Source organism: Streptomyces sp. NPDC093085, assembly GCF_040683935.1.
GTDB lineage: Bacteria > Actinomycetota > Actinomycetes > Streptomycetales > Streptomycetaceae > Streptomyces.
In genome coordinates this window covers 32,240-58,573 of record NZ_JBFBFB010000018.1, presented here as the reverse complement: position 1 = coordinate 58,573, position 26,334 = coordinate 32,240, and the positions used below count along the sequence as shown (strand labels likewise).

General features: G+C 70.5%; 20 protein-coding genes, 4 tRNA genes and 2 pseudogenes. 15 read left to right on the top strand and 11 right to left on the bottom strand.

The window, feature by feature from the left end; all coding sequences use genetic code 11:
• The first annotated feature begins 58 nt into the window (after nucleotides 1-58).
• The 8 genes from purQ (at nucleotide 59) to purM (ending at nucleotide 9,574) form a co-directional block, all read left to right on the top strand.
• On the top strand, nucleotides 59-736 hold the full coding sequence (gene purQ / locus AB0O07_RS32960; protein WP_365640377.1) for a phosphoribosylformylglycinamidine synthase subunit PurQ: 678 nt from the start codon (nucleotides 59-61) through the stop codon (nucleotides 734-736).
• Entirely contained in the window at nucleotides 736-3,003 is a 2,268-nt protein-coding gene (gene purL, locus AB0O07_RS32955) for a phosphoribosylformylglycinamidine synthase subunit PurL (protein WP_365640375.1), read from the top strand. The genes purQ and purL overlap by 1 nt, the downstream gene beginning before the upstream one ends.
• Before the next feature lie 137 nt (nucleotides 3,004-3,140).
• Nucleotides 3,141-3,767, top strand: a complete 627-nt coding sequence (locus AB0O07_RS32950; protein ID WP_365640372.1) for a helix-turn-helix domain-containing protein — start codon at nucleotides 3,141-3,143, stop codon at nucleotides 3,765-3,767.
• Between the two features lie 144 nt (nucleotides 3,768-3,911).
• Entirely contained in the window at nucleotides 3,912-4,811 is a 900-nt protein-coding gene (locus AB0O07_RS32945; RefSeq protein WP_365640530.1) for a M23 family metallopeptidase, read from the top strand.
• A 9-nt stretch (nucleotides 4,812-4,820) separates the two neighbouring features.
• Nucleotides 4,821-5,633, top strand: a complete 813-nt coding sequence (locus AB0O07_RS32940; protein WP_365640370.1) for a sterol carrier family protein — start codon at nucleotides 4,821-4,823, stop codon at nucleotides 5,631-5,633.
• 62 nt (nucleotides 5,634-5,695) lie between these two features.
• Nucleotides 5,696-6,649: an META domain-containing protein gene (locus AB0O07_RS32935; protein WP_365640367.1), complete on the top strand. Its 954-nt coding sequence runs from the start codon at nucleotides 5,696-5,698 to the stop codon at nucleotides 6,647-6,649.
• A gap of 95 nt (nucleotides 6,650-6,744) precedes the next feature.
• On the top strand, nucleotides 6,745-8,271 hold the full coding sequence (purF, locus tag AB0O07_RS32930) for an amidophosphoribosyltransferase (RefSeq protein ID WP_365640365.1): 1,527 nt from the start codon (nucleotides 6,745-6,747) through the stop codon (nucleotides 8,269-8,271).
• Nucleotides 8,272-8,500: 229 nt separating this feature from the next.
• A complete protein-coding gene (gene purM, locus AB0O07_RS32925; protein WP_365640363.1) occupies nucleotides 8,501-9,574 on the top strand; it encodes a phosphoribosylformylglycinamidine cyclo-ligase in 1,074 nt (357 codons plus the stop codon).
• A gap of 176 nt (nucleotides 9,575-9,750) precedes the next feature.
• On the opposite strand, the gene AB0O07_RS32920 is transcribed toward purM, so the two are convergent.
• Both AB0O07_RS32920 and AB0O07_RS32915 read right to left on the bottom strand, forming a co-directional pair.
• Complete coding sequence (locus AB0O07_RS32920) at nucleotides 9,751-10,017, bottom strand: DUF3073 domain-containing protein (RefSeq protein ID WP_365640360.1); 267 nt, start codon at nucleotides 10,015-10,017, stop codon at nucleotides 9,751-9,753.
• Nucleotides 10,018-10,395: 378 nt separating this feature from the next.
• Nucleotides 10,396-11,496, bottom strand: a complete 1,101-nt coding sequence (locus AB0O07_RS32915; RefSeq protein ID WP_365640358.1) for a Glu/Leu/Phe/Val dehydrogenase dimerization domain-containing protein — start codon at nucleotides 11,494-11,496, stop codon at nucleotides 10,396-10,398.
• Between the two features lie 163 nt (nucleotides 11,497-11,659).
• Here AB0O07_RS32915 and AB0O07_RS32910 point away from each other — a divergent pair, with 163 nt between their 5' ends.
• Both AB0O07_RS32910 and bldC read left to right on the top strand, forming a co-directional pair.
• Nucleotides 11,660-12,535: a hypothetical protein gene (locus tag AB0O07_RS32910; RefSeq protein WP_365640356.1), complete on the top strand. Its 876-nt coding sequence runs from the start codon at nucleotides 11,660-11,662 to the stop codon at nucleotides 12,533-12,535.
• Nucleotides 12,536-13,080: 545 nt separating this feature from the next.
• On the top strand, nucleotides 13,081-13,287 hold the full coding sequence (bldC, locus tag AB0O07_RS32905) for a developmental transcriptional regulator BldC (RefSeq protein ID WP_003949541.1): 207 nt from the start codon (nucleotides 13,081-13,083) through the stop codon (nucleotides 13,285-13,287).
• Nucleotides 13,288-13,754: 467 nt separating this feature from the next.
• Here bldC and AB0O07_RS32900 read toward each other — a convergent pair whose 3' ends face one another.
• The 4 genes from AB0O07_RS32900 to AB0O07_RS32885 form a co-directional block, all read right to left on the bottom strand.
• On the bottom strand, nucleotides 13,755-13,964 hold the full coding sequence (locus AB0O07_RS32900; protein ID WP_365640355.1) for a DUF6274 family protein: 210 nt from the start codon (nucleotides 13,962-13,964) through the stop codon (nucleotides 13,755-13,757).
• A 522-nt stretch (nucleotides 13,965-14,486) separates the two neighbouring features.
• A tRNA-Asp gene (locus AB0O07_RS32895) sits at nucleotides 14,487-14,561 on the bottom strand.
• A gap of 140 nt (nucleotides 14,562-14,701) precedes the next feature.
• Nucleotides 14,702-18,811 (bottom strand): ATP-dependent RNA helicase HrpA, encoded by a 4,110-nt coding sequence (gene hrpA / locus AB0O07_RS32890; RefSeq protein WP_365640354.1) that lies wholly within the window; start codon nucleotides 18,809-18,811, stop codon nucleotides 14,702-14,704.
• 310 nt (nucleotides 18,812-19,121) lie between these two features.
• Complete coding sequence (locus tag AB0O07_RS32885; RefSeq protein ID WP_365640527.1) at nucleotides 19,122-20,060, bottom strand: LysR family transcriptional regulator; 939 nt, start codon at nucleotides 20,058-20,060, stop codon at nucleotides 19,122-19,124.
• Nucleotides 20,061-20,246: 186 nt separating this feature from the next.
• On the opposite strand from AB0O07_RS32885, the gene AB0O07_RS32880 reads away from it, so the two are divergent.
• From AB0O07_RS32880 to AB0O07_RS32860, 5 genes and pseudogenes are all read left to right on the top strand, one after another.
• Complete coding sequence (locus AB0O07_RS32880; protein WP_365640351.1) at nucleotides 20,247-20,996, top strand: glucose 1-dehydrogenase; 750 nt, start codon at nucleotides 20,247-20,249, stop codon at nucleotides 20,994-20,996.
• Between the two features lie 119 nt (nucleotides 20,997-21,115).
• A pseudogene (locus tag AB0O07_RS32875) lies at nucleotides 21,116-21,922 on the top strand (12-oxophytodienoate reductase); the annotation flags it as partial.
• Between the two features lie 70 nt (nucleotides 21,923-21,992).
• Nucleotides 21,993-22,349, top strand: coding sequence for a helix-turn-helix domain-containing protein (locus tag AB0O07_RS32870; RefSeq protein WP_365640348.1), 357 nt, complete (start codon nucleotides 21,993-21,995; stop codon nucleotides 22,347-22,349).
• 82 nt (nucleotides 22,350-22,431) lie between these two features.
• Nucleotides 22,432-22,581: pseudogene (locus tag AB0O07_RS32865) on the top strand (transposase); the annotation flags it as partial.
• A gap of 211 nt (nucleotides 22,582-22,792) precedes the next feature.
• A complete protein-coding gene (locus AB0O07_RS32860; protein ID WP_365640346.1) occupies nucleotides 22,793-23,455 on the top strand; it encodes a Uma2 family endonuclease in 663 nt (220 codons plus the stop codon).
• A 125-nt stretch (nucleotides 23,456-23,580) separates the two neighbouring features.
• Here the strand turns inward: AB0O07_RS32860 and AB0O07_RS32855 are convergent.
• From AB0O07_RS32855 to AB0O07_RS32835, 5 genes are all read right to left on the bottom strand, one after another.
• Nucleotides 23,581-23,654: transfer RNA gene (locus tag AB0O07_RS32855), tRNA-Phe, on the bottom strand.
• Between the two features lie 23 nt (nucleotides 23,655-23,677).
• Nucleotides 23,678-23,752, bottom strand: a tRNA-Asp gene (locus AB0O07_RS32850).
• A gap of 44 nt (nucleotides 23,753-23,796) precedes the next feature.
• Nucleotides 23,797-23,869 (bottom strand) — tRNA-Glu (locus AB0O07_RS32845).
• 132 nt (nucleotides 23,870-24,001) lie between these two features.
• Nucleotides 24,002-25,639, bottom strand: coding sequence for a metallophosphoesterase (locus AB0O07_RS32840; protein WP_365640525.1), 1,638 nt, complete (start codon nucleotides 25,637-25,639; stop codon nucleotides 24,002-24,004).
• A 266-nt stretch (nucleotides 25,640-25,905) separates the two neighbouring features.
• Nucleotides 25,906-26,256, bottom strand: coding sequence for a metallopeptidase family protein (locus AB0O07_RS32835; RefSeq protein ID WP_365640343.1), 351 nt, complete (start codon nucleotides 26,254-26,256; stop codon nucleotides 25,906-25,908).
• Nucleotides 26,257-26,334: the final 78 nt, after the last annotated feature.

The window sequence follows — 26,334 nt, the reverse complement described above, 5'->3', positions numbered from 1 at the left end:
GGAAGGGCGACCGGAAGGGCGACGCGTCCCCGCAGGCCGCGTCGGCCGAGGGGTCGAAGTGACCCGTATCGGAGTCGTCACCTTCCCCGGCACCCTGGACGACCGGGACAGCCTGCGCGCCATCCGTATCGCGGGCGCCGAACCCGTATCCCTGTGGCACCGGGACAAAGATCTCCACCAGGTCGACGCGGTTGTCCTGGCCGGCGGTTTCAGTTACGGGGATTATCTCCGCGCCGGGGCGATCTCCCGCTTCTCCCCGGTGATGGAAACGATCATTGAGCAGGCGAAGGCCGGTATGCCGGTGCTCGGCATCTGCAACGGCTTCCAGATCCTCACCGAGACGCATCTCCTTCCGGGCGCGATGCTCCGTAACAACCATCTCCACTTCATCTGCCGCGATCAGAAACTGCGGGTGGAGAGCGCGGACACCGACTGGACCGCCGATTACACCGCGGGCCAGGAAATCTCCGTACCGCTGAAGAACATCGACGGCCGGTACGTCGCCGACGAGCGCACCCTCGACGAACTGGAGGCCGAGGGCCGCGTCGCCTTCCGCTACCTGGACGGGAACCCGAACGGCTCGCTCCGCGACATCGCCGGGATCACCAACGCGGCGGGCAATGTCGTCGGCCTCATGCCGCACCCCGAGCACGCCGTGGAGCCGCTGATCGGGACGGGCCGTACCGACGGCCTCGGATTCTTCACCTCGATCCTGAAGAAGCTGGTAAGCGCCTGATGTCCACGCAGAACATCAAGAACCTCGACACGGTCAAGCACGCCGCCGACACCCCCGACACCGACCAGCCCTGGAAGGAACTCGGCCTCAAGGAGGACGAGTACACCCGGATCCGCGAGATCCTGGGCCGCCGTCCCACCGGCGCCGAGCTGGCCATGTACTCCGTCATGTGGTCCGAGCACTGCTCCTACAAGAGCAGCAAGGTCCACCTGCGGCAGTTCGGCGAGAAGGCCCCCGCCAACGACGCCATGCTCGTCGGCATCGGCGAGAACGCGGGCGTCGTCGACGTCGGCCAGGGATACGCGGTCACCTTCAAGGTCGAGTCGCACAACCACCCCTCCTACATCGAGCCCTACCAGGGCGCGGCCACCGGCGTCGGCGGCATCGTCCGCGACATCCTCGCCATGGGCGCCCGCCCGGTCGCCGTCGTCGACCCGCTCCGCTTCGGCGCCGCCGACCACCCCGACACCAAGCGGGTGCTGCCCGGGGTCGTCGCGGGCATCGGCGGGTACGGCAACTGCCTCGGCCTCCCGAACATCGGCGGCGAGGTCGTCTTCGACCCCTGCTACCAGGGCAACCCGCTGGTCAACGCGGGGTGTATCGGCGTCATGAAGCATGAGGACATCCACCTCGCGCAGGCGTCCGGCCCCGGCAACAAGGTGATCCTCTACGGCGCCCGCACCGGCGGCGACGGCATCGGCGGCGTCTCGGTCCTCGCCTCCGAGACCTTCGAGTCGACCGGCCCGGCGAAGCGCCCGGCCGTCCAGGTCGGCGACCCGTTCCAGGAGAAGCTCCTCATCGAGTGCACCCTGGAGATCTTCGCGGAGAAGCTCGTCGCCGGGATCCAGGACCTCGGCGGCGCCGGCCTCTCCTGCGCGACGAGCGAGCTGGCCTCGGCCGGCTCCGGCGGCATGCGGGTCGAGCTCGACACCGTACCGCTCCGTGACGCGACGCTCTCGCCCGAGGAGATCCTCATGAGCGAGTCGCAGGAGCGCATGTGCGCGGTCGTGGAGCCGGGGAACGTCGACCGGTTCCTGGAGATCTGCGAGAAGTGGGACGTCATCGCCACGGTCATCGGAGAGGTGACCGAGGGCGAGCGGCTGGAGATCTTCTGGCACGGCGAGCAGATCGTCGACGTACCGCCGCGCTCCGTCGCCCATGACGGCCCGGTGTACGAGCGCCCCTACGCGCGCCCCGCGTGGCAGGACGCGCTCCAGGCCGACGACGCCGGCAAGCTCCCCCGCCCGGCCACCCCGGCCGAACTCCGCGAGCAGGTCATCAAGCTGATCTCGTCGCCGAACCAGGCGTCGAAGGCGTGGGTCACCGACCAGTACGACCGTTTCGTCCAGGGCAATACGGTGCTGGCGCAGCCCGAGGACGCGGGCATGGTCCGGATCGACGAGGCGTCCAACCTCGGCGTGGCCATGGCGACCGACGGCAACGGCCGCTTCGCGAAGCTCGACCCGTACACGGGCGCGCAGCTCGCGCTGGCGGAGGCGTACCGCAATGTGGCCGCCTCCGGCGCGACCCCGCTCGCCATCTCGGACTGCCTGAACTTCGGCTCGCCCGAGGACCCGGCCGTGATGTGGCAGTTCGCCGAGGCGACCCGCGGCCTGGCCGACGGCTGCCTCCAGTTGGGCACCCCGGTCACCGGCGGGAACGTCTCGCTCTACAACCAGACGGGCGAGACGGCGATCCACCCGACGCCGGTCGTGGCCGTGCTCGGCGTGATCGACGACGTCACCCGCCGTACGCCGATCGCCTTCGCGGCGGAGGGCCAGCTCCTCTACCTGCTCGGCGACACGCGCGAGGAGTTCGGCGGCTCGGCCTGGTCCCAGGTCGTCCACGACCACCTCGGCGGGCTCCCCCCGGCGGTGGACCTGGACCGCGAGAAGCTCCTCGCGGAGATCCTGATCTCGGCCTCCCGCGACGGCATGGTCGACGCGGCGCACGACCTGAGCGACGGCGGCCTGATCCAGGCGGTGACGGAGTCCTGCCTGCGCGGCGGCCAGGGCGCGCGCCTGGTCGTCCCCGACGGGCTGGACGCGTTCACCTTCCTGTTCAGCGAGTCGGCGGGCCGCGCGGTGGTCTCCGTACCCCGGAGCGAGGAACTCCGCTTCACCGACATGTGCGGTGCGCGGGGCCTCCCGGCGACCCGGGTCGGCGTCGTGGACGGCACGGAGATCGAGGTGCAGGGCGAGTTCGGCATCCCGCTGAGCGAACTGAAGGCCGCGCACGAGGCGACGATCCCGGCCCTGCTGGCCTGAGGCACCACCTGAGCCGAGCCCCCGTTCCGGATCTCCCGGGACGGGGGCTCGGTCGTGTGCCCGTACGCGGGGAAGCCTCCGGCCCTCCTGGCCTTCCCGGCCTTCCCAGGTATTACGTAATTACGTAATATCGAGGAATGGGGCTGGAAGAACGCGTCACCGAACTGGAGCGCAGGCTGGCGGCATGGGAGCGCGCCGCCCGCGCCGACCATGCCGACCGCGAGCGCGGACCACACGGCGACGGCACGGACGGTGCTGACGGCACGGACGGTGCGGACGGTGCGGACGGCGTTGAGGGTACGAGCCGTACGCACGGCGGCGACGGTACGGTCCCGGCGGAGCCGCCCGGCGGGGAACTCTGGGCGCTCCACCAGTTCAAGGCGCACCTGGCGGAGGTCGGCGCGCCCGGCGGGGGAGTCCTCTACACCGGCTCGGTGCGGCTCGGCACGGGGGAACGGTACGAGTGGCAGTACGGCGCCCTCACCGACACCCTGCTCGACGCCGACTGGTCCGGAACCTCCGATTCCCTGGCCGCGCTCGGCCACCCCGTACGGCTCCGCCTGCTCCACGAGATCCTCGGCGGCCGGCGCACGTCCGCCGAACTCGCGGAGGTGGACGGGCTCGGCACCACCGGCCAGATCTACCACCACCTGCGCCAGCTCACCGGCGTGGGCTGGCTGCACACACCGGGGCGCGGCCGGTACGAGATCCCGGCGGCCCGCGTCGTACCGCTGCTGGTGATGATCACCGCCGCAGGACCCTGACCGGCCACGACCAGCTCCGACCGACTGACCGACACGGGGGAACAAAGAATGTCAGCGAACGACACGACCGGCGCACGAGAGACACGAGAGACACAAGAGACACGAGCGGAACAGAACGAGCGCCGCCGGAGCCGAGCCCTGGCCATGGCCGGGATACGGATCTCCTGGCTGGTGTTCTGCGCCCTGGTCCTCCTCGGAGCCTTCGGGCGCCTGCCCTTCGGCTACGGGTGGACCTGGCTCCCCGCCGGAATCGCGCTCGCGCTGCTGCTCTGGCTGGGCCGCACCGCCCGCGCCCAGCACGCGGTGCGCCCGCCCGCGCTGGAGGGCGTGCCGGTCGGCGGCGCCTGGCAGGCGCTGAACAGCCCGGCGGACAAGGTGCCGAGCCACGGGACGTACGGATACGGCCAGGCGTACGCGATCGACATCGTGGCCGTACCGGACCCGACGCCCCGCACCCCCACGCCCGACAACCCCACGCTCCCCCGCCCGCCCTTCGCCTGGCTCTGGCCCGTCGCCCGCCGCAACCAGGACTTCCCCGCCTTCGGCGCGCCGCTCCTCGCGGTGGCCGACGCGACCGTCGTCCACGCCTCCGACGGCCAGCGCGACCACCTCAGCAGGAACTCCCTCGTCGGCCTGGTCCACATGCTGCTCTTCGAGGCCGCGGTGCGGGAGATCGCCGGGGTGCGCCGGATCGTCGGCAACCACCTGATCCTCGACCTCGGGAACGGTACGTACGCGGTCTACGCCCACCTGCGGCGCGGCTCGCTGGAGGTCCGCGCGGGCGACCGCGTCTCCGCAGGGCAGCCCCTGGCCCGCTGCGGGAACTCCGGCAACTCCAGCGAACCGCACCTCCACTTCCAGCTCATGGACCACCCGGACCTGAACGTCGCCCGCGGCCTCCCGTTCCGCTGGCGGGGCATCGGCGTCCCCGCCAACGGCGAGACCTTCGTCGCCGACGCAGACGCAGCTTCGGACGCCGACGCGGACGCAGGCGCAGACGCGGACGTGGACGCAGGCGCAGCCTCCGACGCCGACGCCCGTTAGCCTCACCCCATGCCACCTGCCAAGAAGCGTGCCCGCACCTACGACTCCGCCAAGATCCGGGCCGCCGTGCCGGCCCAGTTCGGCCATGTACGGGAGGCGGTCGAAGGGCTGGCGCCGGAGCAGTTGGCGCTTCCCTCCGGGCTCGGGGAGTGGACGGTACGGGAGCTGGCCGCCCACCTCTGCATGGGCGTCGAATCCGTCAGCCTCGCGATCGAACGGGACCGGAGCGACGAGGAGGCCACCCCCGCTGACCAGCCCCTCGTCACCCTCGCCACCTGGCCCTTCGCCACCGCGGCGCACGCCGCGCCCATCGCCCGAGGGGTACGGGAGTACGCCGCCACCGCCGCCCCGGGCGCCCTCTTCGCCCGTACCGCCGAACGCCTCCAGGCCCTGCTGCCGGCCCAGGACGACGACCGGGTGGTGCCCATCCGGGTCGGGCCGATGCGGCTCGGGGACTACCTCGTCACCCGTACCGTCGAACTGGTCGTCCACACCGACGACCTCAACCGGGCCACCGGGCTCTCCGTACCCTTCGACCGGCAGGCGCTCGCCGCCTGCACCCGGGTGCTGGCCGACGCGCTCGCCGTGAAGGCGCCCGGCGCGTCGACGGAGGTACGGGTGCCGCCGTACGCCGTGGTGCAGTGCGTGGCCGGGCCGCGCCACACCCGGGGCACGCCGCCCAACGTGGTGGAGACGGACCCGCTGACCTGGATCCGGCTCGCCACCGGCCGTACGGACTGGCGCGAGGCGGTCGACGCGGCGCAGGTCAGCGCCAGCGGGGAGCGCGCGGACCTGGGCGGACTCCTGCCGCTGATGGGGTGAGGGCGCGCCCCGGGCAGACGCGGGAGGCGGAACCGTACGGTCGCCCTCCCCGTCCCACCGGTATGCGACCCCAGAAGATCATCACCACCTCGTCCGCCCCGTCCGTCCCCCTCACCACCACCGTCACCGCCCTCACCGCCGCCGCCTTGCTCGCCCTGACCGGCTGCGGCACCGAGTCCGCCAAGGGCGCGGGCGGCGGCGCCGGGAACCAGGCCGGCGGCGGGGCCGTACGGACCGGGCTGCCGCTCACCGGCGTCCACTGGCGGGTCGACAGCGTCACCGTCAAGGGTGAGAAGACCGCCGCCCCCGAGGGCGCCAGTGTGGAGATCACCTCCCAGGGCCGGGCCAGCGCGCGCACCGGCTGCAATCTGATCGGCGCGGATGTCACCGTCGACGGCGACACCGTCACCGTCGGGACGAAGGAGTCCACGGCGATGGGGTGCGAGAAGGATCTCCAGGAGTTCGAGCGGACGCTCGGCGGCGTCTTCGACGGCAAGCTCACCGCCAAGGTCAAGGAGAAGAACCTCACCCTCACCACCCCCGGCGGCGACGCGATCGAGCTCACCGCCGAGGAGTCCGCCCCGTTCGCCGGTACGAAGTGGACGGTCGACGCCCTCGTGGACGGCGGCGGAGACGGAAACGACGGACCCGCCGACGCCGCCACCTCCACCTCCCTCCCCCAGGGCGCCGAGGGCAAGGCGTACTTCACCTTCACCGTGAGTAAGGAGGCCGGGGCGGCGAAGGCCGCCAAGGACAACGAGCAGAGCGGCACCATCGAGGGCAGCCTCGGCTGCAACCGCTTCCACGCCGCCGCCACCCTCTCCCGTACGACCCTCACCCTCGACCGGATCAGCTCCACCCGGAAGCTCTGCCCAGGGCCCGAGATGTCCCTGGAACAGCAGGTACGGAAGGTGCTGGAGGGCAAGGTCACATATGAGCTGCGCCACCGTTCCGTCACCCTCATGACAACGGGGGGACAGGGGATCGGGGCCGCCGCGCCCGCCCAGAAGCGGTAGCCGGGGCGGCCGGAGCGCCCCGTGACGGGCCCGCGAGGACGGGAATCCGGATCCCCAATTCGGACCAGTGGTCGATCTCGCCTACACTCGGTGGCGTGCCTCGTGGTGATGGACGACTCAACCACGACCTGCTCCCCGGCGAGAAGGGCCCCCAGGACGCATGTGGCGTCTTCGGAGTCTGGGCTCCGGGTGAAGAGGTCGCCAAGCTCACCTATTTCGGACTGTATGCCCTACAGCACCGTGGACAGGAGTCCGCGGGCATCGCAGTGAGCAACGGCTCCAAGATCCTGGTTTTCAAGGACATGGGCCTCGTCTCACAGGTCTTCGACGAAACCTCCCTCAGCTCCCTCGTGGGGCATATCGCGGTGGGCCACGCCCGCTACTCCACCACCGGAGCCTCGGTGTGGGAGAACGCGCAGCCGACCTTCCGGGCCACCGCCCACGGCTCCATCGCGCTCGGCCACAACGGCAACCTGGTCAACACCGCCCAGCTCGCCGAGATGGTCGCCGACCTGCCCAAGGAGAACGGCCGGACGACCCGCGTCGCCGCCACCAACGACACCGACCTGGTCACGGCCCTGCTGGCCAACCAGGCGGACGCCGACGGCAAGCCGCTGACGGTCGAGGAAGCCGCCGCCAAGATCCTGCCCGACGTCAAGGGCGCGTTCTCGTTCGTCTTCATGGACGAGCACACCCTCTACGCCGCCCGCGACCCGCAGGGCATCCGCCCGCTGGTCCTCGGCCGGCTGGAGCGCGGCTGGGTGGTCGCCTCCGAGGGGGCCGCCCTCGACATCTGCGGCGCCTCCTTCGTGCGGGAGATCGAGCCCGGCGAGCTGATCGCCATCGACGAGAACGGTCTCCGCAGCCAGCGATTCGCGGATGCGAAGCCCAAGGGCTGTGTTTTCGAGTACGTCTACCTCGCACGCCCCGACACGGACATAGCCGGACGGAACGTCTATCTCTCCCGGGTCGAGATGGGCCGGAAACTGGCCGAGGAGGCCCCGGTCGAGGCGGACCTGGTCATAGCCACCCCGGAGTCCGGCACCCCCGCCGCTATCGGGTACGCGGAGGCCAGCGGCATCCCCTACGGGTCGGGCCTGGTCAAGAACGCGTATGTCGGCCGGACCTTCATCCAGCCGTCGCAGACCATCCGGCAGCTCGGCATCCGGCTCAAGCTCAATCCGCTGAAAGAGGTAATCCGGGGGAAGCGGCTGGTCGTCGTGGACGACTCGATCGTCCGGGGCAACACCCAGCGGGCCCTCGTCAAGATGCTCCGCGAGGCGGGCGCCGCCGAGGTCCATGTCCGGATCTCGTCGCCGCCGGTGAAGTGGCCCTGCTTCTTCGGTATCGACTTCGCCACCCGCGCGGAGCTGATCGCCAACGGGATGACGGTCGACGAGATCGGCGTCTCGCTGGGCGCCGACTCCCTCGCGTACATCTCGATCGACGGGATGATCGACGCGACCACCATCGACAAGCCCAAGCTCTGCCGCGCGTGCTTCGACGGCGAGTACCCGATGGAGCTCCCCGACCCCGAGCTGCTGGGCAAGCGGCTCCTGGAGACCGAACTCGCGGCGGGACCCGCGGCCACCGCCGCGTCGGAAGCGGTCCGCAGGCCGTAGGGGCCCCGTGGCGCCCGCCGCCCGGGACCGTCCCCGCCCGCCTCGGCCCGCGGGCCCGGTTCCGGCCGCCCGGCCGCACCGCACCGGGCCCGGCACCGCCGTACGAACCCCGGTACGCCCCACCGATGACGCCGACGACCCCGACGACGCCGATCACGCCGATCCGATGACCCACCCCGAGACTCCGATGACGTACGACGACCCCACGACGACAGGAAAGTATCCAGCCATGTCCGAAACGACTACTGGTGCCAGCTATGCCGCCGCGGGCGTCGACATCGAAGCCGGTGACCGCGCGGTCGAGCTGATGAAGGAATGGGTGCGCAAGACCCGCCGCCCCGAGGTCCTCGGCGGCCTCGGCGGCTTCGCCGGGCTCTTCGACGCCTCCGCGCTCAAGCGGTACGAGCGCCCCCTGCTCGCCTCCGCCACCGACGGCGTCGGCACCAAGGTCGACCTCGCCCGCAAGCTCGGCGTGTACGACACGATCGGCCACGACCTCGTCGGCATGGTCGTGGACGACCTCGTCGTCTGCGGCGCGGAACCGCTCTTCATGACCGACTACATCTGCGTCGGCAAGGTCCACCCCGAGCGGGTCGCCGCCATCGTCAAGGGCATCGCGGAAGGGTGTGTGCTGGCCGGCTGCGCCCTGGTCGGCGGCGAGACCGCCGAGCACCCGGGCCTCCTCGGCGAGGACGACTTCGACGTGGCCGGCGCCGGTACGGGCGTGGTCGAGGCGGACCAGCTCCTCGGCCCCGACCGGATCCGTACGGGGGACGCGGTCATCGCCATGGCGTCCTCGGGACTTCACTCGAACGGGTACTCGCTCGTCCGCCACGTGGTCTTCGACCGGGCCGGCTGGTCGCTGGAGCGCGAGGTCCCGGAGTTCGGCCGCACCCTCGGCGAGGAGCTGCTGGAGCCCACCAAGATCTACTCACTGGACTGTCTGGCGCTCACCCGGACGACCGAGGTGCACGCGTTCAGTCACATCACCGGCGGCGGCCTGGCGGCCAACCTCGCCCGCGTGATCCCGGACGGGCTGCACGCCACGGTCGACCGCTCGACCTGGACCCCCGGGGCCGTCTTCGAGCTGGTCGGCACCGCGGGGCAGGTGGAGCGGCTGGAGCTGGAGAAGACCCTGAACATGGGCGTCGGCATGATGGCCGTCGTCCCGGCGGACTCCGCCGACGCCGCGCTCACCACCCTCGCCGACCGCGGGGTCGAGGCGTGGATCGCGGGCGAGATCACCGAACGAGGGGACCACCACACCGGCGGAGCCGCCCTGACCGGCGACTACGCGAGCTGACCCCAGGTCCCGGGGCCCTCGGGGGAGCGCCGTGGACAGCACAGAACCCGGTCCCGGGCTGTGGGCCCCGGACCGGGCTGGTGCCGATGACGAGCTGCCGCTCGGTGTGACGGCTCAGTACACGGTGGTACGGACAGAGTCCGTGCCGCTGGTACGGACGTCAGTGGTACGGGACGTCAAGCGCCGCGGCGTTTGGTCGAGGGTCCGGACTGGTCGTCCTCGTCCTCGTCGTCCTTGTACGGGTCCGCGTTGTAGCGCTCCGCGTACTGCGCGTACGGGTCATCTTCCTCGTCGTCGTCCTCGAACGGCTCCGCGTTCGGTGGCTGACTTGAAGGCGATGCGCCCAGCTCGTTGGCCAGACGCGACAGGTCTGTCCCGCCGCTGTTGTACTTCAGCTGGCGGGCGACCTTCGTCTGCTTGGCCTTGGCCCGGCCGCGCCCCATGGCTCGACCCCCTCGGTGACGGGGCTCGACGGCCCCAGAGTCTTGACACGCGTTCATGAATCAGAACGAGCCCTCCGCGGAGAGACCCGTCCGTAGGGGTTCAACGGTACCTGCTTCCGGGGCCATACGGTACGCCGCCCACATGACGTGCCCCGGAGCGGGGTCCGCGAGACGCCCCGTCGTCGCTGGTCAGCACCGATTTTAACGTCTTCCGGAGGGGCGACCCGCCGACCGGCGTGAGCCTGGTCTCGCCGGTCGGCGGAGCGCGGCCGGAGCCACGCGGAGCCCCGCTCCGGAGGGTGTCGAGTGTCACACTCGGGGTGCGATCGGGGGCGCGATCGGGGGTGCCTCAGGGGCGCCCCGGATGCGCCGTCGGGGTTACGACCGTCGAGCTTCGGCCATCCTGTGTTCGGCGATCCGGTCGGCCGCCGCGGCCGGCGGAATACCGTCTTCCTTCGCACGTGCGAAGATCGAAAGGGTCGTGTCGAAGATCTTCGCGGCCTTCGCCCTGCACCGCTCGAAGTCGAAGCCGTGCAGCTCGTCGGCGACCTGGATGACTCCGCCCGAGTTCACCACGTAGTCGGGCGCGTACAGGATGCCCCGGTCCGCGAGATCCTTCTCGACGCCCGGGTGGGCGAGCTGGTTGTTGGCCGCGCCGCAGACCACCGTCGCGGTGAGGGCGGCCACCGTCGCGTCGTCCAGCGCGCCGCCGAGCGCGCACGGGGCGTAGATGTCCAGGCCCTCGGTGCGGACCAGGGCGTCCGTGCCGGCGACGGCGGTCACCTCCGGGTGCGCGTCGGTGACCCGGCGTACCGAGGCCTCCCGTACATCCGTCACCACCACCTCGGCGCCCTCGCCGAGCAGGTGCCCCACCAGGTGGTGGCCGACCTTCCCGACGCCCGCGATGCCGATCCGGCGCCCGCGCAGTGACGGGTCGCCCCACCGGTGCTGGGCGCTGGCGCGCATGCCCTGGTAGACGCCGAAGGCGGTGAGCACGGACGAGTCGCCGGCGCCGCCGTTCTCCGGGGAGCGCCCGGTGGTCCAGGGGCAGGCGCGCGCCACGACGTCCATGTCCGCCACGTACGTACCGACATCGCAGGCGGTGACATATCTCCCGCCGAGCGAGGCCACGAACCGGCCGTACGCGAGGAGCAGTTCGCTCCGCTCCGCGCCCTGGAACCGCTCGGAGTCCCCGATGATCACGGCCTTGCCGCCGCCGTGGTCGAGCCCGGCGAGGGCGTTCTTGTACGACATGCCCCGGGCCAGGTTGAGCGCGTCGGCGACGGCCTCGGCCTCGGAGGGGTACGGGTGGAAGCGGGTGCCGCCGAGGGCGGGTCCCAGGGCGGTGGAGTGGATCGCGATCACGGCCTTGAGGCCGGTGGCGCGGTCCTGGCAGAGCACGACTTGTTCATGACCGCCCTGGTCCGAGTGGAACAGGGTGTGCAGTACGTCAGCGTGCGCGCCGGAGACATCGGTCACGGTAGTGACTCCCCATGAGAAGAACGGCGTCGGGCGGGGTCGTCCCGGTGGGTGGTGGGACGACCCTCGGGCAAGCATGAGGGTAGGCCCTCCGCCGGTGTGGATCAGCCGCAGTGCCGAGGATCACCCCCTCGGGGGTGGCGGGCGTGGGACGATGCGGCCCATGCCGGCGGTGACTTCTGTCCATGTCCCTTATGCGTCCTACCTGCGGGTGTACGAGCCTCTGGGAGCCTTCCCCGAACCGGAGCGCAGCCACTGGGCGCGCTATGCCACGGGGGAGCGCGCTCCCGGGGCCCAGGAGGAACTGCGGCGCTCCCTCGCCGACTTGCTGCCCACCCCGCCGGTGGCGGTGCCGGTGCACGAGAGCGGGGACGCGTTCGTCACCGAGGTGGACGGCGTGGTGTGCGTCTGCCCGTGGCGGACCCGGCTGCGCGGCTGGCTGGCCCTGGAGGAGCTGACCCGTACGCTGCCGCCCCCGCTGCTGGACGCGGTGCTGCCGCCGGTGGTGCGCATTCAGGCCACTTCGGACTACGAGCGCTGGCGGGACCGGAATCCGGACGCGCGGCCGTGGATCAGGTCGGCGGTCTGGCAGGTGCCGGTGGGGTGGTTCGCGCTCTTCTCGGACGAGGAGCGGCTGTACGGGAACGAGTCGCCGGCGCCCGGGGAGGGCGGCGCGGACCCGGACGGCGCGGGGGCGCCCGTACTGCGCTACCGGACCCCGATGGTGCAGGCCAGGCGGCGGCTGGCGCGGGCGCTGAAGACGCTCCGCGAGACCCTGGACGAGGCTCCGATGATCGAAGGGCTGATCGAGGTGGGGCGGTGGCTGGAGGAGTTCCACCCGCGTTCACTGGTCGAACTGGACTACGGCGGTCTCGTCCACGCGATGCCCCGGGAGCGGCTGGCCGACGATCACTCGGCGGCCGATGTGACGGCGGCGGTGGCGGCGCTGCGGGACGGCGACATGGAGGCCGCGGGGGCCGCGTACGGCCGGCTGGTGGCGCGCTGGAGCGCGGTGCGGAACCGGCAGCACGCGAGCTGAGCCGCCGGGTGCCGGGCGGTCGCCGGGTGATCGCCGGGCGGCCGAACGGGCAGGTGGTGGCCGGGAAACGGGCACGCCCGCCGGGGGAAACGGGCATCGGGGCGTAGGTCCCGATCCGGGCCTTTGCTCGCAAGGGTGATGGACCGCACTAACGGGGCTCTTGCGCCCATCACCCCTCCTCGTGCCAAAATAGGACAAGGAGTCCGGGGAGGGCTCCCTACGTCCATGTATGGGCGGAATGCTCGGCATTGCACTCTATGTAGGGGGGCCAGTGACTCCTGATCTTTCTGTGACTGATCGTATCTGTGACGTGACTGTCCGCTATGGCATGGTCCATCGTCTTCCGCCGCTGATGGGCACCTCAGAGGGCAATTCCATCGGTTTGGCCTACGTGGCTGGACGGATGGTGTAGTTGTAGTGCCGAGGACAAGCCGTTCGTCCTATAACCGACTCGGCCCGCGTCCGCCATTTCGGGCAACGCGGGCCAAGGTGCAGAATTTAGAGGAAAGAACCGAGATGGTTCGGTTCTCCCGAGGAGGCCGCTCATGACCGCTCGCACCCCTGATGCCGAGCCGCTGCTGACCCCGGCTGAGGTTGCCACGATGTTCCGTGTGGACCCGAAGACGGTCACACGCTGGGCAAAGGCCGGCAAGCTCACGTCCATCCGCACGCTCGGTGGACATCGCCGGTACCGCGAGGCAGAGGTCCGCGCACTGCTTGCGGGGATCCCGCAGCAGCGCAGCGAGGCCTGAACACCCCAGTAAGGCTCATTTAGGGCGCAAACCAACCAGGGCACAGCCGGGTCCCCCATATCCGGCCGTCCCGCCTCATGGCTCCACACGACGGGCACCTGCCCCAACAGGTCCCACGCCCACGCACATCGGGCACGTCGTCGATCGCGCCGGACTCCGCCGAGTCCGGCGCGATTTTTTTCTGCGGGGAAACCGTGTGGAGTGAGTGGTTCCGGGGAGGGTGGGGAACGGGTGGGGGAGGGTTCGTGAGGGCGGTGCAATTGCACATATTAAATTGGCGTCGTGTAGGGAGGGTGTAAGCCCTTGCTGGGCAGGAAGTTGCGGTGTGACTCCGGTCACGTCACTTGTGCCGTCTTGCCAGGACCTCCGACGCGTCTCGGGAGCGGCCGGCCGGTGACCGCCGAGCCCCCCGGAAGCGCTCCGTCCGCCGAGCTCCCGGCTCGTCCCGTCTGAACGGGAGTCAAACCTCAGATGGCGGCGGGAGGTTGATCGGCGGGTAATTTCTCCGCGAGGAAGCCGCCGAATCCGGGCACCGGGTCCGCCGCCGTCGCGGACTCCCTGACGAGCCGCTGGAGGCGATGGCAGACCGGGCAGTACCCGGTGGCGTGCGGACGGCCCGACGCGGCCGCCAGATGGGCCCGCAGCAGCGCCGCGGTCTCGTGCTTCGGCTGTTTCACGGGCCGGGGCCGAACTGCTTGCCCCACCGTCGACGCGGTCACGCACACCACCCCCGGCGCGGGCCCGGAATGTGAAGGAACGGGGCCCTTCTGCTTGAGTACCCCCGCCCCGAGAACCCCGTCAAGCCGCTCCGGCCCCACCCCGGCGGATTTGAGGACGCCATTACTGCGGCGTTACCGCCGCGTCGACGGCGCTTGCCGTATGCAATGGAGTCACAGAACGGGCGCACGAGGCGCACCCCGTACGCCGAACGCACCTCGGACGGCTACAACGGGCGTACGGGCGCGCCCCTGGCCCCGGTACGGCAGGAGACACCGCATCCGGCGCACGGCAGAAGGGCCGCGGCCCCGGTGACGGGGTGCGGCCCTTCTGGTCGGTCGTGGGGGTGCGGTCCTGACGGGATTTGCTGTATTTGATCGCGGCTCCGCCGCGGGCGCGGCCTCCGGGCCCGGTACGGCTCACGTACCGCAGAAGGGCCGCAGTCCCGGTGATGGAGTGCGGCCCTTCTGGTTGATCTCTTGCGGTCCTGACGGGATTTGAACCCGCGGCCTCCACCTTGACAGGGTGGCGAGCACTCCAAACTGCTCCACAGGACCTGGCGTTTCGCGGCCCCGTAGTGGCGGCTGCGAGACGAGACTCTACAGCAGCTCGGAGGGTGCGGTCGAATTGGATCGGGGCGCCCCCTGGACGCCCCGGTGCGGCGGGGCCGGCGGGTCTGGCGGGGCAGGCGGGGCAGTCAGGGGGCTGCCGCGTCGATCGCCTTCACGATGCGCTTGTCCGAGACCGGGTACGCCGTGCCCAGCGCGTGGGCGAAGTAGCTCACCCGGAGTTCCTCGATCATCCAGCGGATCTCCCGCACCTCGCGCGGCACAGGACGCCCCTGCGGGAGCTGTTCGAGCAGCCAGGCGTACTCGTCCGCCATCTCATGGACCTTCTCCATGCGCGTCGTGTCCCGCTGGACCGCCGTCGGCATCTGCTGGAGCCTGCGGTCCACCGCCACCAGGTAGCGCATCAGGTCCGGCAGCCTGCGCAGCCCCGTACGGGTCACGAAGCCGGCCGGTACGAGGGCCGTGAGCTGGTCCCTGACGTCCTGGACGTTGTTGAGGAGCACCAGACTGTTCGTGGCCTTCAGACGGCGCTCACAGGCCTGCCAGGCGGCCAGGATCTGCTCGACCTGGGCGATGGTCCGCACGGTCAGGTCGACCAGGTCGGCCCGGACCTTGTCGAACAGGGCGCGGAACGAGGCCTCGTCCCACGCCGGGCCCCCGTGGTCGGCGATCAGCCGGTCCGCCGCCGCCAGCGCGCAGTCCTCGAAGAGCGCCTGCACCGAACCGTGCGGATTCCGGGAGAGCGCCAGCTTCTGCTTGTTGGTGAGCTTGTCCGAGGCGAACTTCGCCGGGTTGACGGGGATGTTCAGCATGATCAGCCGCCGCGTCCCCGCCCACATCGCCTGCTCCTGCTCGGCCTCTGTGTCGAAGAGCCGTACGGCCACGCTCGCGCCCTGGTCGACCAGGGCCGGGTACGCCTTCACCGGCTGGCCGGCCCGCCGCGTCTCGAAGACCCGTACCAGCGTCCCGATCGTCCACCCGGTCAGCCCGGTGCGCTCGATCGTCTCGCCGCCCGAGCGCTCCGCCGTCGCCGCCGCGGCCTGGGAGAGGGCCTGCCGGGCCTTCGGCCGGAGCTGGAGCCGCAGCGTCTCCAGGTCCTTCGCCTCGGCGACCTTGCGGCGCCGCTCGTCGACGATCCGGAACGTGATCTTCAGGTGGTCCGGGATCCGGCTCGGATCGAAGTCCTCGGCCGCCACCGGCACCCCGACCATCCGCTGGAGCTCGCGCGCCAGCGTGACCGGCAGCGGCTCCTGGAGCGGGACCGCCCGGTCCAGGAAGGCCGCCGCGTAGTTCGGCGCGGGGACGTAGTGGCGCCGTACGGGCTTCGGCAGCGACCGGATCAGCTCCACGACCACCTGCTCCCGCAGCCCCGGGATCTGCCAGTCGAACCCCTCGGAGGTGACCTGGTTCAGCACCTGGAGCGGGATGTGGACGGTGACCCCGTCCGCGTCCGCGCCCGGCTCGAACTGGTACGTCACCCGGAACTTCAGCCGCCCCTGGCGCCAGGAGTCCGGATAGTCGTCCTTGGTGACCGAGCCGGCCTTCTCGTTGATCAGCATCGACCGCTCGAAGTCGAGCAGCTCCGGCTCCTCGCGCCGCTTCGCCTTCCACCAGGAGTCGAAGTGGGCGCCGGAGACCACCTCGTCGGGCACCCGGCGGTCGTAGAAGTCGTAGAGCGTCTCGTCGTCCACGAGGATGTCGCGGCGCCGCGCCCGGTGCTCCAACTCCTCGACCTCGCCGAGGAGTTTGCGATTGTCATGGAAGAACTGGTGGTGCGTGCGCCAGTCGCCCTCGACCAGCGCGTTCCGGATGAACAGCTCCCGCGAGACCACGGCGTCGATACGGCCGAAATTCACCTTGCGCTGGGCGACGATCGGCACCCCGTACAGCGTGACCTTCTCGTACGCCATGACGGCCGCCGCGTCCTTCTCCCAGTGCGGCTCGCTGTAGGTGCGCTTGAGGAGATGGCCGGCGAGCGGTTCGATCCACTCGGGCTCGATCCGCGCGTTGACCCGCGCCCAGAGCCGGGAGGTCTCCACCAGCTCCGCGGACATGATGAAGCGCGGCGGCTTCTTGAAGAGCGCCGAGCCGGGGAAGACCGCGAACTTGGCGCCCCGGGCGCCCAGATACTCGCCCCGGCCGCCCTCCTTGCGCCCGCCGTCCTTGCCGCCGTCCCCCTTCGCGGACTTCGAAGCGTCCTTCTCCCGCACGTCCTTCATGCCGATGTGCGACAGCAGCCCGGAGAGGAGCGAGACATGGACGGCCTGCTCGGCGCCGTCCTCCTCGTTGAGATGGATGCCCATCTGCCGGGCGACCGTACGGAGCTGCGCGTAGATGTCCTGCCACTCGCGGATCCGCAGGAAGTTCAGATACTCCGTCCGGCACATCCGGCGGAACGCGGAGGACGACAGCGCCTTCTGCTGCTCCCGTACGTACCGCCAGAGGTTGAGGAAGGCGAGGAAGTCGGAGGTCTCGTCCCTGAAGCGGGCGTGGTGCTGGTCGGCCTGCGTCTGCTTCTCGGCGGGGCGCTCGCGCGGGTCCTGGATGGAGAGCGCGGCGGCGATCACCATCACCTCCCGTACGCAGCCGTTCCGGTCGGCCTCGACTACCATCCGGGCGAGCCGGGGGTCCACCGGGAGCTGGGAGAGCTTGCGGCCCAGCGGAGTGAGCCGCTTGGTCCCCTTCTTCCCCTCCGGGTCCTTCCCCGCCGGATCCTTCCCCTCTGCGGCCTTCTCGGCGCTGTCGAACGCGCCCAGTTCCTGGAGGAGCTGGACACCGTCCCGGATGTTCCGGTGGTCCGGCGGGTCGATGAACGGGAACTTCTCGATGTCGCCGAGGCCCGCCGCGGTCATCTGGAGGATGACGGAGGCCAGGTTGGTCCGCAGGATCTCGGCGTCCGTGAACTCCGGGCGGGCGTCGAAGTCCTCCTCGGAGTAGAGCCGGACACAGATCCCGTCGGAGGTACGGCCGCAGCGGCCCTTGCGCTGATTGGCGCTGGCCTGGGAGATCTTCTCGATCGGCAGCCGCTGGACCTTGGTGCGGTGGCTGTAGCGGGAGATCCGGGCGGTGCCCGGGTCGATCACGTACTTGATGCCGGGGACGGTGAGCGAGGTCTCCGCGACATTCGTCGCGAGCACGATCCGGCGGCTGATCCCGCCGCCGGGGCGCTGGAAGACCCGGTTCTGCTCGGCGTGCGAGAGCCGCGCGTAGAGCGGCAGGACCTCGGTGTCGCGGTGGGCGAGCTTCTGGAGCGCCTCGGCGGTGTCGCGGATCTCCCGCTCGCCGGAGAGGAAGACGAGGATGTCCCCCGGGGCCTCGCGCCGCAGCTCCTCGACGGCGTCGGCGATCGCGGTGATCTGGTCCCGGTCGCGCTCCGCGCTGTCGTCCTCCAGGAGCGGCCGGTAGCGGACCTCGACCGGGTACGTACGCCCCGAGACCTCGACGATGGGGGCGCTCGGCTCCGCTCCGTCCGCTCCGTCCGCGCCGTCCGCTCCGCCGTCGACGCCCACGGCGGCGAAGCGCCCGAAGTGCCGGGCGAAACGTTCCGGATCGATGGTCGCCGAGGTGATGACGACTTTGAGGTCGGGGCGCCGGGGGAGGAGCTGGGCGAGATAGCCGAGCAGGAAGTCGATGTTGAGGCTGCGCTCGTGGGCCTCGTCGATGATCAGCGTGTCGTACGCGAGCAGTTCGCGGTCGGTCTGGATCTCCGCGAGCAGGATGCCGTCCGTCATCAGCTTGACGAAGGTCGCGTCCTGGTCGACCTGGTCGGTGAAGCGGACCTTCCAGCCGACCGCCTCGCCCAGCGGGGTGTCCAGCTCCTGCGCGACCCGCTCGGCGACCGTACGGGCGGCGATCCGGCGCGGCTGGGTGTGCCCGATCATGCCGCGCACGCCACGCCCGAGCTCCAGGCAGATCTTGGGGATCTGGGTCGTCTTGCCGGATCCGGTCTCCCCGGCGACGATCACGACCTGGTGGTCGCGTATCGCCTCCAGGATCGTGTCCTTCTTCTGGCTGACGGGGAGCTGGTCCGGGTACGAGACCGCGGGCACCCGGCCGGCGCGCAGCCGCGTCCGCTCGCCGGCCTTCCTGGCCTGACCTGCGATCTCGTCGAGCACGGCCTGTCGCGCCTCGGGTTTGCGGATGCGCCGGGCGCCTTCGAGACGGCGGCCGAGGCGCTGCGCGTCGCGCAGCGAGACGTCGGCCAGCAGGGTCTGGAGGTCGGCGAAGGAAGTAGACATACCGCGACCAGGATCTCACCCGGGCCGAGCGGGTGGCGAACGAATTCGCCGGGGCGGCTCCGGCGCGGGGGCGCGGGCGGGACGGGCGCGCGGTTTTCCTGGAGAGGAGCGGTGATCCCGTACGGGGTGGAGGGTGGTCCCGTACGGGAGAAGCGGTGGGCCCGTACGGAGGGAGGCGGCCCCCCCGTGCGCGGGTAGCGGTGGTCCCGTACGGAGGGAGGCGGCCCCCCGTGCGCGGGTAGCGGTGGTCCCGTACGGGAGAAGCGGTGGTCCCGTACGGGATGACCCCCGCCGGAATCCCCGGCCCTCGTTACCTTGCCGGCCTGCGGAGATGGACGTCGGTCGCGGGTGCGGGCCGGGAGAGGAGGCCCGTACCGCACCAGTTCTGCTGGTGGAGATGGTCGAGCATGGCCGTCTCCGCCGGGCCCGGGTCGCGCCGTACGCCGACGAGGACGGGCTCGGTCAGGGCGGGCAGGAGCGGGCAGGCCAGTTCTTCGAAGCCTTCGGGGATGGCCGAGGCCGGGACCACGGTGACGCCCAGGCCTTGGGCCACGAGCCGCACCGCGGTGGAGATCTGTGACGCTCGGGCCACCGTGTGCGGGCTGAGGCCCGCGTCGGCGAGCAGGTGGGCGAGGTAGTCGTCGAGGAGGCTGGCGCGCCGGAACCGGATCCACCCTTCTGACGCCAGGTCCTCCAGGCGCAGGGCGGCGCTGTCCGGGAGGAGCGGGTGCCCCTTCGGCAGGAGGGCGACATAGGCCTCCTTGCCCAGCGGGTGAACGTCGAAGGTGCATCCGGCGGGGATGCGGTGCACGAGGATCATGTCGAGGGTTCCCTGGCGGAGCAGTCGTTCCATGTCCGCGGGATCGGGCTCCTCGTGGAGAGTCACCTGTAGCTTCGGGTGGCGGCTGCGCAGCTGCCCCAGCGCCTGGGGGAGTTGGCGTGCTCCCAGGCCCATGTGGACAGCGACGATGAGTTCGCCGGCCAGTTCCCCGTCGGCGGCGCGGGCGGCCGTGACGGCACGCCGGGACGCGGTCGTCGCGATCTCCGCCTCCGCGAGGAATGCCCGCCCTGCCACCGTCACCGTCACCCCGCTCGGGGTACGGGTGAACAGCCGAACCCCGAGGTGCTTCTCCAAGGCGCCGATCTGCTGCGACAGAGACGGCTGGGTGATCCGCAGGCGTTCTGCCGCCGCCGTCATCGAGCCCTCGTCGGCGACGGCCAGGGCGTATTCGTACTGGCGCAGGTTCATCGCGTCCACCTTCGACATGACATAGACGATGTCAATGCGAAGTATACGTTGCCACTATTTGCCTCTATGTAAGGCCGCTCCTACCGTGGTGCACACCCGGCGCGGCCGGCGCGGCCACCAGGGCCGGAAAGCCGCGGGAATTTCCGACCCAAATTCCGACCCAAAATTCCGACCCAAGGAGAAAGCATGCGTCTCGCGAACAAGGTCGCCCTCGTCACCGGCGGGAGCGCGGGCCTCGGTCTGGCGATTGCCCGGAGATTCGGAAGCGAAGGCGCCCACGTCTACATCACGGGGCGACGGAAGGAGGCGCTGGAAGCCGCGAAGGATTCCATCGAAGGACATGTCACGGCGGTCACCGCGGACGCCACGGTGCCGGGTGATTTCGACCGGGTGGTCGAGGCCGTCCGTCAGGAGAGCGGGCATCTCGATGTGATCGTCGCGAATGCGGGCAGCATTGAGCGGATGAACTTCGGGGACGTGACCGAGGAACACTTCGACCGCATATTCGACCTCAATGCCCGTGGCACCCTTTTCACCGTCCAGAAGGCGCTGCCGATTCTGCGAACGGGCGGCTCGATCGTTCTGCTGGGCTCGGTCACGGCATTCCAGGGGCATCCCGGGGCAGGGGCCTACAGTGCGGCGAAGGCCGCCGTGCGCTCCTACGCGCGCACCTGGGCGGCGGAATTCGGCGGCCGGGGTCTCCGGGTCAATGTGCTGAGTCCGGGGCCGATCGACACACCCATCATCGACGGACAGGCCGAGTACTTCGGCCAGGATCCAGTGGCTCTCCGGTCCCACATGAGCACCCTTGTCCCGATGGGCCGCCTCGGGCTTCCCGAGGAGATCGCCCATGGTGCGCTGTTTCTCGCCTCGGACGAGAGCAGTTTCATGACGGGTGCGGAACTCTGTATCGACGGCGGCATGGCTCAGGTGTAGCCCGACTCGGCCGCGCGATGGGATCTCGCCCTGGCTCAACTCCTACGACAACATCCGCGCCGGAAGCACTGACAAAAAAGTAGGTACTTGCCCGTGGAAAGGCACGGCATGTTTCCTCGGTTCTGGCGCAGATCTGCCATGTCGGGGTGCAGCGCCCCGAGGGTGCGGGCCCGTTCCCCGACGCCCCGACGGTCGGCCCTTCGGGGATCGGGCTGGACGGCGCCCCGGCCGGCAAGGCCATGACCCAGGACGACCTGGACGCGGTGATCGCCGCCTTCGCCGAGGCCGCCGCCGCGGCCGAGCGCACCGGCTTCGACGGCGTCGAGGTGCACGGCGCCCATGGCCTCCTGATCGACCAGTTCCTCTGGGCGCGCACCAACCACCGTACCGACGGCTACGGCGGCGACCCGGTCGCCCGTACCCGCTTCGCCGCCGAAATCGTGGCCGCCTGCCGGAAGGCCGTCTCCGCCGGCTTCCCGATCGTCTTCCGCACCTCGCAGTGGAAGGTGGACAACTACGACGCGCGCCTGGCCACCACCCCGCAGGAACTGGAGGCGGTCCTCACCCCGATCGCGGAGGCCGGGGCGGACGCCTTCCACTCCTCCACCCGCCGGTACTGGGTGCCGGAGTTCGAGGGTTCGGACCTGAATCTCGCGGGCTGGACGAAGAAGCTCACCGGCAAGCCCACCATCAGCGTCGGCTCCGTCGGCCTGGACAAGGCGTTCAAGCCCGGGTTCCGGAGCGGCAGCCGGACCGGGGTGGCGGGCATCGAGAACCTGCTGGACCGGCTGGAGCGCGACGAGTTCGACCTCATCGCGATCGGCCGCGCCCTGATCGCCGACCCGGAGTGGCCTCGCAAGGTCCTCACCGGGGACACGGAGGCGCTGATCCCGTTCACCGTCGACCAGGTCGCCACCCTGAGCTGACATCGGGCCCACTCCGATGACCGCCCGACAACAAGTCCCCTCCCGGTGGTGGACGGAAAGGTATGTCCGGATGACCGAGCGTGGCTTCTACTGCGGATTGGACGCCGCACTGTCCGTCGTCGGAGGGAGGTGGAAGTTTCTGGTGCTGTGGCAACTCGCCGTCCACGGTCCCCGGCGCTTCGGCCAACTGCGCCGCCTTGTCGACGGCATCACCGAGAAAGTGCTGATCGGAGCACTCAAAGACCTTGAGGCGGACCGCATCGTCGTCCGCGAGGACTTCCAGGAGCTTCCCCCGCACGTCGAATACTCCCTGACCCCGTACGGCTCCGGTCTGGCCGAAGCACTCCGCCCGCTGTGCGACTGGGGATACGCCCACATGGACCGGATAACGACGCCGACGCCGGAGAGCCACCCCGTCAGCCCCTGACGGATGACGCTGCCCGACGGACGAGGCAGCGACACCCAGGCAGCACAGAGGCGACACCGAGGCGACACGGAAAGGTCAACCGCTGACCGCCTTCCGCGCTCGCCCCCTGGACCACACCCGCTTCCCCTGCGTCTACCTGGACGCGACCTACCGCACGGTGCGGGTGAACCGCCAGATCGTCTTCCGGGCCGTGGTCATCGCCACCGGCATCACCGAGGACGGCGGACGCGAGGCCAAGCGCCGCACCGACGCCGTCGCGGTGAACCGGTACGCGCGTGCGTTCTCCAGGACATCGGCGGGAGGGGCGCCGTTCTCCACGATGACGGCCGACCTGGGGAAGTCGAGCATGTCGCGGTAGCAGTACGCCACCATCGGGGAGCCAGTCGGCGGGCCGGGTCCGCTACGTTGCTTCGGGACCAGGAACACGAAGCAGAGGAGGCGACATGTCGGCGGGCGCAGCCGAGGGATCTCCATTCAACCTGCCCGAGACCCTGAGCTGGGAGGAGCTCCAGGAGCTTCCGGACGACCTCGCGGAGGGGATCGAGCTTTGGCAGGGCAGGGTCGTGTGGAACAGGCGCGGCCCACTGGAGCACCAGCGATTCGCCGTGCGCATGCGCAACGCGCTCGAGGCTGACGCCCGCCGCGCCAAGCGGGAGGAGACCAGCGGCAAGGAACAGCGCTGCTGGCAGGTCGGAATGGGGACCAACGTCTTCTTCACACCTGACAGGTCCAGCTTCCTCACCCCCGACTTCCTGGTCCGCCGCTGCCTGCCCCGTGGCGCCGACACCTTCGCCGCCGACACCGTCCTTGTGGGTGAGGTGCTCTCCGGTTCGGATACCCCCAGGCGCAGGCAGTGGAAGATGGACCGGTACGCGGAGGCCACCATCCCCTGGTACTGGGAGATCGAGCTCGACTCCGGCAGGACCTGGGACATCACCTTGGTGCGGGCGTACGAGCTGGTCACCATCGACCGGGCCGGGCTTCCCGTCAAACCGCTGCGCCCTTCGGTGTACGTACCCGTGGGTGAGTGGGAGCCGGACGGCCTCGGCATCGAGTTCCCCGAGCCCTTCGCCCTGAGCATCGCTTGGGAGGACCTGGCGTTCTAGGGCGGTACGTGAGGTAATGCCCGGCTTGCCATCGGCCGATGCCGCCCTCGGCGAGGAGTGCTCCGCCTGCTGGAGACACCAGAAAGCTCCGGACGCCATACTGTCCGGAGCTTTCCCTGATGCGGTGGCTGGGGCCGGGATCGAACCGGCGACCTATCGCTTTTCAGGCGATCGCTCGTACCAACTGAGCTACCCAGCCACGAAGTTCACAAGGAACTTCAGCGGTCCTGACGGGATTTGAACCCGCGGCCTCCACCTTGACAGGGTGGCGAGCACTCCAAACTGCTCCACAGGACCATATTTGCGTATGTGGAACGAATCTGCATACGCAAGGTTGTGCGTGCCCCCAACGGGATTCGAACCCGTGCTACCGCCTTGAAAGGGCGGCGTCCTGGGCCACTAGACGATGAGGGCTAAGGGCCCGCCTGGGCGCTTCGCAGCGCGTCGGGGACGTCCGAAGCATATGTGATGCGGGGAGCTATCACCAAAACGGTTAACGCACCCCCCGCCTGGGGGTACGCCGGAGGGGTGGATGGAGGGGGTGGTTCAGGGGGTGGGTTCGGGGGGTTCGCCGGGGGATTCCGGGGGAGGGCTCGTGGGGGAGGCTGGAGGGGGTGTGCCGGGAGGGGGGTCGGCAGGGGGGTCGGCAGGGGGGGTTGTGCGGGTGCCTGGGGCGCCCGGGACCGTGCCGCCGTTCGCGCCCGCGTCCGTGGCGGCGTCGGCGTCCGTGCCCGTTCCGGGGTCCGTGCCGGCGTCCGTGCCTGTGTCGGTGCTCGTGCCGGGGGCTGTGTTTTCTTCTGTCTCCGTGTCGGGGTTCCGTGCTTCCTCTGGGAGGTGCCGGGCTACCTCCGCGGTGGTCAGGCCTAGTCCGCCGAGCGTGATCTCGTCCCAGGCCTGGAGCCGCTTGGTCGTCCGGTCCAGGTAGAGGACGGAGGCGCGGACCTTCTCCGGCTTCTTGTTCTGGAGTGCGCGCAGCCCCCCGCCGCCCGTCGAACCCTCGATCTTGAGCCGGGTGCCGAAGGGGAGCACTTCGGTCTCGCGGTGGTGCACATGGCCGGCGAGGGCCAGTGGGACGGTGCCGTCCACCTCGCGGGCGGCGAGCGGGTTGTGGGCGACCGCGATGTCCACCGGTGTGCCGGCCCGCTCCTGGTCGCGGATGGCGGAGGCGAGCCGGATGCCCGCCATGCGTTCGGCCGGGTCGCCCGGTACCTCCTTGGAACGGTCCGGGGTGAACTGCGGGTCGCCCGTGCCCGCGATCCGGATCCCCGCCACGGAGACGGCGCGGCCGTGGTCCAGGACGTGGACGTTCCGGGTCCGCTCCAGATACTCCTGGGTGAGCGCCGAGTCGTGGTTGCCGCGTACCCAGACATAGGGGACGTCGAGGTCGGCGATCGGGTCGAGGAAGGTGTTCTCGGCGGAGCTGCCGTGGTCCATCGTGTCGCCCGAGTCGATCACGGCGTCGATCCCGTACTGCTCCACGAGCGACCCGATGATGTGCCAGGACGCCGGGTTGAGGTGGATGTCGGAGACGTGCAGCACGCGGAGGGTGGCCGGGTCGGGCTGGAAGGTCGGGAGGGTGGAGGTGGCGTCGTACAGCTTGGTCACATTGGTGACCAGCCGGGCCAGCTCCTTCTGGTAGACGTCGAAGTCGGAGACGATCGAGCGGGCGTTGCCGACGACCTGGGGCGCGGAGGAGAGCAGCCCCGAGAACTTCGGCTCCAGCACCGACTCCGGGTTCCAGGTGGCGTACGCGCCGACGGCGGAGGCGCCCAGCAGCGAGAAGGCGAGACCGCCGGCGGCGAGGGCGCGGCGGGGGCGGCGGTAGACCGCGAGGCCGAGGGCGGTGGCCCCGGAGACGACGGCGACGACGGAGCGCACGGCCAGCTCCGTGGTGCCGGTCCTGACGTCGCGGCCGACCTCGCTCTGGAGCCCGGAGAGGCGTTCGGGGTGCTGGACGAGGGCGGTGGAGCGGACCGGGTCGAGCTGGTCGACGTCGACGTCGAGCCGGATGGGCGCGGTGTGCGTCTCCAGTTCCAGCGCGCCCAGCGGGGAGACGTTGATCTTCGTGCCGCCGGTGAGGGAGGGGCGGAGCGTCATCCGGGTGTCCATCGGCCCGACCGGCGTCCGTACGCTGCCGACGATCAGCAGCCCGAGCCAGGCGCCGAGCAGCACGACGGAGACCATGCCGAGCGCACGGGCGAGGGGATGCGGGGGATCGACCTGGACGAGGACGGTGCCGCGCGGGACATCACGGGCCATTGGGCGCCTATGCCCCGGGGCGGGGCGGGGCATGCGTGATCACCGCGAACCCCCGCCGAGCGGAGTACTCCCCGGCGGACGGGGCGGGGGGCTCCGACGGACGGTGGGGGGTCCCGGCTGTGGGTCGGGGTGTCGGCCCCCGGGTGTACGGGGTGTCGGCCCTCGGGCGTACGGGGCGTACGGAGGGGGTGTCAGCCCCAGCCCAGTTCGTGCAGGCGCTCGTCGTCGATGCCGAAGTGGTGGGCGATCTCGTGGACGACGGTGACCGAGACCTCGTGGACGACCTCCTCCGGACTGCCGCAGTACCGCAGGGTGGGGCCCATGTAGATGGAGATGCGGTCGGGCAGGACGCCCGCGTACCACTCGCCCCGGTCGGTGAGGGGCGTGCCCTCGTAGAGGCCGAGGAGTTCGGGGTCGGAGGGGTCGGGCTCGTCCTCGACGAAGACGGCGACGTTGTCCATGACCCGGGTCAGCTCCTGGGGGATCTGATCGAGGGCCTGGCTCACCAGTTCTTCGAAGGTCTCGCGTGTCATCTCCAGCACACGGCCATTGTCCGGCAGAACGGCGCCCCGGCAAGATCGCGGACGCCGCCGTCGCCGTTCCCGCCGCTGATCTTGTCG

What these genes read in the sequence shown, in the direction of transcription:
- AB0O07_RS32920 (WP_365640360.1), bottom strand. Translation starts at nt 10,017, where the DNA reads ATGGGGCGCGGCCGGGCCAAGGCCAAGCAGACGAAGGTCGCCCGCCAG.
- AB0O07_RS32945 (WP_365640530.1), top strand. Translation starts at nt 3,912, where the DNA reads ATGGCCGGGATACGGATCTCCTGGCTGGTGTTCTGCGCCCTGGTCCTC.
- AB0O07_RS32840 (WP_365640525.1), bottom strand. Translation starts at nt 25,639, where the DNA reads ATGGTCTCCGTCGTGCTGCTCGGCGCCTGGCTCGGGCTGCTGATCGTC.
- bldC (WP_003949541.1), top strand. Translation starts at nt 13,081, where the DNA reads ATGACCGCTCGCACCCCTGATGCCGAGCCGCTGCTGACCCCGGCTGAG.
- AB0O07_RS32950 (WP_365640372.1), top strand. Translation starts at nt 3,141, where the DNA reads ATGGGGCTGGAAGAACGCGTCACCGAACTGGAGCGCAGGCTGGCGGCA.
- AB0O07_RS32880 (WP_365640351.1), top strand. Translation starts at nt 20,247, where the DNA reads ATGCGTCTCGCGAACAAGGTCGCCCTCGTCACCGGCGGGAGCGCGGGC.
- AB0O07_RS32910 (WP_365640356.1), top strand. Translation starts at nt 11,660, where the DNA reads ATGCCGGCGGTGACTTCTGTCCATGTCCCTTATGCGTCCTACCTGCGG.
- purM (WP_365640363.1), top strand. Translation starts at nt 8,501, where the DNA reads ATGTCCGAAACGACTACTGGTGCCAGCTATGCCGCCGCGGGCGTCGAC.
- AB0O07_RS32870 (WP_365640348.1), top strand. Translation starts at nt 21,993, where the DNA reads ATGACCGAGCGTGGCTTCTACTGCGGATTGGACGCCGCACTGTCCGTC.
- AB0O07_RS32940 (WP_365640370.1), top strand. Translation starts at nt 4,821, where the DNA reads ATGCCACCTGCCAAGAAGCGTGCCCGCACCTACGACTCCGCCAAGATC.
- AB0O07_RS32935 (WP_365640367.1), top strand. Translation starts at nt 5,696, where the DNA reads ATGCGACCCCAGAAGATCATCACCACCTCGTCCGCCCCGTCCGTCCCC.
- hrpA (WP_365640354.1), bottom strand. Translation starts at nt 18,811, where the DNA reads ATGTCTACTTCCTTCGCCGACCTCCAGACCCTGCTGGCCGACGTCTCG.
- AB0O07_RS32885 (WP_365640527.1), bottom strand. Translation starts at nt 20,060, where the DNA reads ATGAACCTGCGCCAGTACGAATACGCCCTGGCCGTCGCCGACGAGGGC.
- purL (WP_365640375.1), top strand. Translation starts at nt 736, where the DNA reads ATGTCCACGCAGAACATCAAGAACCTCGACACGGTCAAGCACGCCGCC.
- AB0O07_RS32860 (WP_365640346.1), top strand. Translation starts at nt 22,793, where the DNA reads ATGTCGGCGGGCGCAGCCGAGGGATCTCCATTCAACCTGCCCGAGACC.